A 6011-nucleotide genomic window follows, 5' to 3' on the forward strand; every position below is an offset into this window, starting at 1 on the left:
TGAACGCCGAGGAGTTGCTCTTGCGTTTCAAGCGCAATGAGAGCGATGAGGGCGCAATGTTGCGTGATCTCCTGCTCACGCAACGCTCGACCGAAGGGGATATCGGCAACTGGCTGGCTGCGATGATCGCGCGTCGCGCGATCGAGCCAAATCACCTCTGGGAAGACCTCGGATTGCGCAATCGTGGCGAATTATCCCGCCTCTTAAGCCGCCATTTCGCGCCGCTCGCCGCGCGCAATGTCAACAATATGCGCTGGAAGCGGTTCTTCTATCGCATGCTGTGCGAGGGCGACGGCCTTGTGATGTGCACGACACCGGTGTGCACGCAATGTAAGGACTTCAACCGCTGCTTTGGCGATGAAAGTGGCGAGAGCCGGATGGCTGAGCGCCGGCGTGACGTTCTGTTGCGGGCGGCTAACCCGGACGCCGCCAGCATCTGGCCTATGTGAGCAACACGGGATGGATCGTCCGTTGGCCAGACTTCCAACCGATGACCGCGCGGATCGCGCTGGCTTCGACGAGGTGCAGGTGGATACGACCTGCGCCCAATTCAGCAGGCAATGTCCCGACGCCGGCTGGAAGGATATGTTGCTCAAGGCCGGGCTGCGCCCGACGCGCCGGCGCGTGATCTTAAGCGAGTTGTTGTTTGCCAGGGGCGAGCGGCATGTCACCGCAGAGATGTTATTTGCCGAGGCGCGTGAGACCGGCTTTCCGGTCTCACAGTCTACCGTCTACAAGACTTTGAACCAGTTCACGCGAGCCGGCCTATCGGGTCGGATCCGTGTTGACGGTTCGCGATCATTTTTTGACACCAACACCACGCCGCATCCGCATTATTATCTGGGCGGCGACGATATCCTGCTCAACGGTCCCGATGCGAATCCCCTGCTTGTGAATGTTCCCGTGCCGCTGCCGGCCACGCAGTCTCGCGCGTCGATCTGATCATCCATCTGGGTCGCAAGCCGAGTTGATGCCAAGCGATCGCGCCCTGAGATAAGCCGACGCGTCGACTTTGCCACGCTGTCGCGTTTGCGACAACCCGGCTGAGCCAAAAACTGTGTGCTTGTTCAACAGCTTGGGGCGGGTGCCGGCGTGGCATGCGGGTTGCTGAAGCCTTGCTTTGCCAAAGACAACAAGGAGCTTCGCATGATCGCCGCCGCCTCTGCCAAACCGTCATGGTCCGAGACGGCATCGGGAAGTCCGATCGTGCTCAACGATACGACACTGCGCGACGGCGAACAGGCGCCTGGCGTTGCCTTCACCACCGACGAAAAGGTGGCGATCGCGCGGGCGCTGGCGCGGGCCGGCGTTACCGAGATCGAAGCCGGGACGCCGGGGATGGGCAGTGAAGAGATCGCCGCCATCCGCGCCATCGTTGAGGCCGGTCTCCCGCTCACCATCATCGGCTGGTGCCGGATGCGTGAAGCCGATGTCGATGCGGCGATCGAGGCCAAGGTGTCGATGGTCAATGTCTCGATTCCGGCATCTGACGTGCAGATTGCCGCCAAGCTTAGCGGTGACCGCGAGCTGGCGCTAGAGCAGGTGAGGCGGGTGGTCAGTTACGCCCGCGAGCGGGGGCTTGAGGTCGCCGTCGGCGGCGAAGACTCCTCCCGCGCTGACGTCGATTTTCTCATCACGCTGATCGCCATCGCAAAAGCCGCGGGCGCACGGCGCTTTCGCATTGCCGATACGCTCAGTGTGCTTGATCCCGACTCCACCTATGCGCTGATCGCGCGTTTGCGCGCGACCACCGATCTCGAGCTCGAATTTCACGGCCATGACGATCTCGGGCTCGCAACCGCCAATACGCTCGCCGCCATCAAGGGGGGCGCGAGCCACGCCTCGGTGACCGTCATAGGGCTCGGCGAGCGAGCGGGCAATGCGCCGCTGGAAGAAGTCGCCGTCGCGCTCAAACAGCTCTACGGGCGCGCCACCGGCATCGTGCTGCCGGAGCTCGAGAACGTCGCCGCGGTAGTGGCAGCCGCGGCTGCACGTGCAATTCCTCTGAACAAGGCCATCGTCAGGGAGCATGTGTTCACCCATGAATCCGGCATTCATGTGCATGGCTTATTGCAGGATCAACGCACCTATCAGTGGCTCGACCCCCATTTGCTTGGTCGGTTCAATCATATTGTGATCGGCAAGCATTCCGGGCTGTCCGCGATCACGACGCTCCTTGACGAGTTGCAGCTCGCCGCCAGCTCCGAGGAGACAAAACAGATCCTCTCGCGGGTGCGAAAACATGCCACCGAGCACAAGCGGCCGGTGGCGCGCGAGACGGTGGTGGCGATCTGGCGCGACATCCGCGAGCGCTCGTTGACAAATTGCGCGTGAGGCGGGCCATGGTCCGGCACCATTACGGCCGATCACTTCGAAACCGTGGGCGCGCCGCGGAAATCCTCGCTGCTCGCACTGATGCGCCAACGCATAGTCTACGTAGGCAATATAGAGCGCCGCGTGCGCGAAGCAGCGTCGCAAGAAGTGACCAGCCTGTGCTGCGTCCCGACCACCGGCCGGAGGGCCTAACCCAAAGGAAAGTTTCGATGAGCAACAAACAGAGGGCAGCCAGCATCCTGGATCGGCTCAACAAGGCCTCGTCGGCTGAAGATTTTTTTGCGCTGCTTGGCGTCGACTACGACCCCAAGATCGTCAATGTCGCGCGCCTGCATATCTTAAGGCGCATGGGGCAATATCTCGCCAAGGAACAATTCGAAGGTAGCGCAGAGGCGGAGGTCACGGCGCGGTGCAAGGCGGTGCTGGAGCAGGCTTATGCCGATTTCGTGGCGTCCTCGCCGATCGATCAGCGGGTGTTCAAGGTCTTGAAGGATGCGGTCGCCGAGCCCAAGAAACCGGCGGCCTTCGTGCCGTTGAGCTCGCTGAAATAGCCTCATGTATCAGTTCAGATCTGCCTGCATGTCGGTGCGGTGTGTTGTGCCATTCGCCTTCCTCCAGATCAACTCTCTACAGCAACGCGCGAAGCCACGCTGTCGCCTTCCCGACGTATGGGCGGATTGTATTGTCTGCGATGCTAACTGACCCCTCATCAATTTTTCTCAAGTCATTGATCGGAGCTCTGATTTTCGATCGCGTGCAACTGGTACGACACTTGCTGTTCTCCGGCCAAGTCCGTCATTGGCGCCGGCGTACACAGAATTGTTGCCGTCCGAGATGAGATTTGGAGAAAGACCAATCATGTTACCGTTACTGCTCGCCGCTTGCGCCGGCGTCATCTTGTGGCTCACGCTCGCGTTAATGCCGTTCGAACTTATCTTTGACGCCGTTGAGGCTGGGATTGACCGGGCGTTGGCCGCTAATGGGTAACTCGCGTTTCCACGCTACCTCTGGAGAAGGCATGCACAGTATCGTTTCCATCAAGCAGGTTCCCGATTTCGCGCAGATCGGCGTCAATCCCCTTACCAACACGATCTTGCGTCAGGGTCGGCGAGTATCGTCAAACAAGACGCCTTGTTTGCGCGCGAGGCCGCGCGCTTATTGCGTGAAAAGTTCTCCAGTAAGATCACCGCGCTCACCAGGCTCGATGTGTAGCGCCGCGCCGAACGCGGCGCGTCGATGTTGCGCACAGAGCTGCCGTGCCTTGCCAACCATGCCGGAAGCGAGCCAGATCTGCCGCGGTCTCATAACCGACGCCCTGCGCGCGCCGCTGGGGCCAGTTGTGAAATGGAGCGAGCAGGAGGCCAGCGTCGAGAACATCTCGAAATGCGGCGTGCGCGGCTCGCCGATCATAGTCAAGCGTGTCTTTGCGCCTTCGCCACAAACCGAGAGGAGGCGGATGGGAGCCACGAAGCAGCCGACCGAGTTGCTGATGAAAGCCATCTTGAAGGGCCGACCCAAGCTAGAAACCGGTCTTGTGGCGCAGGCGCGCGGGTTGTGAGGGGGACAAGGCTATGAGCAACATCACCACAGCTCCTACGCCGGTCGCGGGCGGCCGCGCAGGAGCGAAAAGAGAATTGCCGGAGCACTTTAAGGCCTACAAGCATATCTGGGTCTTCGTCGAGCAGGAGCGCGGCCAGGTGCATCCAGTCTCCTGGGAACTCATGGGTGCGGGCCGCAAGCTTGCCGACAAGCTGAAGGTCGATCTCGCTGCGGTTGTTATCGGCCCGGAGGGCGAGGCCGCGCGTAACGCCGCGCTCGAGTCCTTCTGCTACGGCGCCGACCTAGCCTATCTCGTGAGCGAGAATGTGCTGTCGGAGTATCGCAACGAGTCCCACACGAAGGCGCTGACCGATCTCGTCAACACCTATAAGCCAGAGATCCTGCTGTTGGGCGCAACCACGCTCGGTCGCGATCTTGCGGGCTCGGTAGCCACCACCCTACTGACGGGTCTCACCGCCGACTGCACCGAGCTCGATGTCGACGCGGATGGTTCGCTTGCGGCCACGCGTCCGACATTTGGCGGATCGCTGCTTTGCACGATCTACACTTTGAATTACCGGCCGCAGATGGCAACCGTCCGCCCGCGCGTGATGCCGATGCCAGAGCGCCTCGCGCGCGATGCCGCCCGCATTATCATCCATCCGCTCCGCCTGCTCGAAGAAGACATCGTCACCAAGGTGCTATCCTTCATGCCGGACCGTGATTCGGCCAAATCCAATCTTGCCTACGCCGACGCCGTCGTCGCCGGCGGGCTGGGGCTGGGCTCGCCGGAGAGTTTCCAACTGGTACGACAGCTCGCCGACGTGCTCGGCGCGGAATATGGCTGTTCGCGGCCGCTGGTACAAAAGGGCTGGGTCAGCTCCGACCGGCAGATCGGCCAGACCGGCAAGACCATCCGGCCGAAGCTCTATATTGCCGCAGGTATTTCCGGCGCGATCCAGCATCGGGTCGGCGTAGAGGGCGCAGATCTGATCGTTGCCATCAATACCGACAAGAACGCACCGATCTTCGACTTCGCCCACATCGGCATCGTCAATGACGCTATGCACTTGTTACCCGCGCTGACGGCCGCTTTTCGTGCACGGCTTTCGCCGCATTCGCGCGACCGGATCGCGAGCTAGAGGAGGTTGTTATGATCGAGGAGAAGTTCGATGCAATCGTGGTCGGCGCCGGCATGTCGGGCAACGCGGCGGCGCTGGCCATGGCCAAACGCGGCATGAAGGTGCTACAGCTCGAGCGCGGTGAATATGCTGGATCGAAGAATGTCCAGGGCGCAATCCTCTACGCCGACATGCTGGAAAAACTAATCCCGGACTTCCGCGACGACGCTCCGCTCGAACGTCATCTCGTCGAGCAACGGTTCTGGATGATGGACGATCGCTCGCATGTCGGCGTGCACTACCGCTCCGAGGACTTCAACGAGGAGCGGCCGAACCGGTACACGATCATCCGTGCGCAGTTCGACAAATGGTTCTCCTCGAAAGTGCGCGAGGCCGGCGCGACCGTGCTGTGCGAGACCACGGTCACTGAGCTGGTACGGGACGCCAATGGGAAAGTCATCGGTGTTCGTACAGATCGTCGCGACGGCGAAATCCACGCAGATGTCGTGGTACTGGCCGAAGGCGTTAATGGCCTGCTCGGTACGCGTGCGCGCCTGCGCGAGCGGCCCAAGCCCGACAAGGTGGCACTCGCGGTTAAGGAAATGCACTTCTTGCCGCGTGAGACCATCGAGGCCCGTTTCAATCTCAAGGGCGACGAAGGCGTCGTTGTCGAAGCGGCCGGCACCATTTCTTGCGGCATGACAGGGATGGGCTTCATCTATGCCAATAAAGAATGCATATCGATCGGCATCGGCTGTATCGTCGCCGACTTTCAGAGCACTGCAGAGACGCCATATGGGCTGCTCGATCGCTTCAAGCGTCATCCATCCGTGGCGCCCCTGATCGAGGGCTCGGAGGTCAAGGAATATTCTGCGCACCTCATCCCTGAAGGTGGCTACAAGGCAATCCCGCAGCTGTATGGCGAAGGCTGGGTCGTGGTCGGCGATGCGGCGCAGCTCAACAACGCCATTCATCGCGAGGGCTCTAACCTCGCGATGACCTCGGGCCGCATTGCGG

The 6011-nt window shown here is 61.2% G+C and carries 6 protein-coding genes and 1 pseudogene; all 7 read left to right on the plus strand.

The window, feature by feature from the left end; translation table 11 throughout:
- The coding region (locus tag AAFX91_RS37855) for a nitrogen fixation protein NifQ (protein WP_394569897.1) at positions 1 to 449 on the plus strand (449 nt) is incomplete at its 5' end.
- 22 nt (positions 450 to 471) lie between these two features.
- Complete coding sequence (locus AAFX91_RS37860) at positions 472 to 942, plus strand: Fur family transcriptional regulator (protein ID WP_165421516.1); 471 nt, start codon at positions 472 to 474, stop codon at positions 940 to 942.
- Positions 943 to 1146: 204 nt separating this feature from the next.
- Positions 1147 to 2334, plus strand: a complete 1188-nt coding sequence (nifV, locus tag AAFX91_RS37865) for a homocitrate synthase (protein ID WP_130583768.1) — start codon at positions 1147 to 1149, stop codon at positions 2332 to 2334.
- A gap of 209 nt (positions 2335 to 2543) precedes the next feature.
- The gene (nifW, locus tag AAFX91_RS37870; protein ID WP_028169330.1) at positions 2544 to 2885 is read left to right on the plus strand and encodes a nitrogenase stabilizing/protective protein NifW; all 342 of its coding nucleotides are present in this window, start codon (positions 2544 to 2546) and stop codon (positions 2883 to 2885) included.
- A 467-nt stretch (positions 2886 to 3352) separates the two neighbouring features.
- A pseudogene (locus AAFX91_RS37875) lies at positions 3353 to 3892 on the plus strand (hypothetical protein).
- Positions 3893 to 3905: 13 nt separating this feature from the next.
- Positions 3906 to 5015: an electron transfer flavoprotein subunit alpha/FixB family protein gene (locus tag AAFX91_RS37880; RefSeq protein ID WP_130231408.1), complete on the plus strand. Its 1110-nt coding sequence runs from the start codon at positions 3906 to 3908 to the stop codon at positions 5013 to 5015.
- Between the two features lie 11 nt (positions 5016 to 5026).
- Positions 5027 to 6011, plus strand: a 985-nt coding sequence (locus tag AAFX91_RS37885; protein WP_394569898.1) for an FAD-dependent oxidoreductase, incomplete at its 3' end; no start/stop codon positions are given.

Origin of the sequence: Bradyrhizobium sp. 31Argb (genome assembly GCF_043638955.1) — a bacterium.
In the GTDB taxonomy this organism is placed as follows: Bacteria; Pseudomonadota; Alphaproteobacteria; order Rhizobiales; family Xanthobacteraceae; genus Bradyrhizobium.

Bases quoted from the DNA above. Each gene is read 5' to 3' on its own strand.
- nifV (WP_130583768.1), top strand. From the start codon at position 1,147: ATGATCGCCGCCGCCTCTGCCAAACCGTCATGGTCCGAGACGGCATCG.
- nifW (WP_028169330.1), top strand. From the start codon at position 2,544: ATGAGCAACAAACAGAGGGCAGCCAGCATCCTGGATCGGCTCAACAAG.
- AAFX91_RS37880 (WP_130231408.1), top strand. From the start codon at position 3,906: ATGAGCAACATCACCACAGCTCCTACGCCGGTCGCGGGCGGCCGCGCA.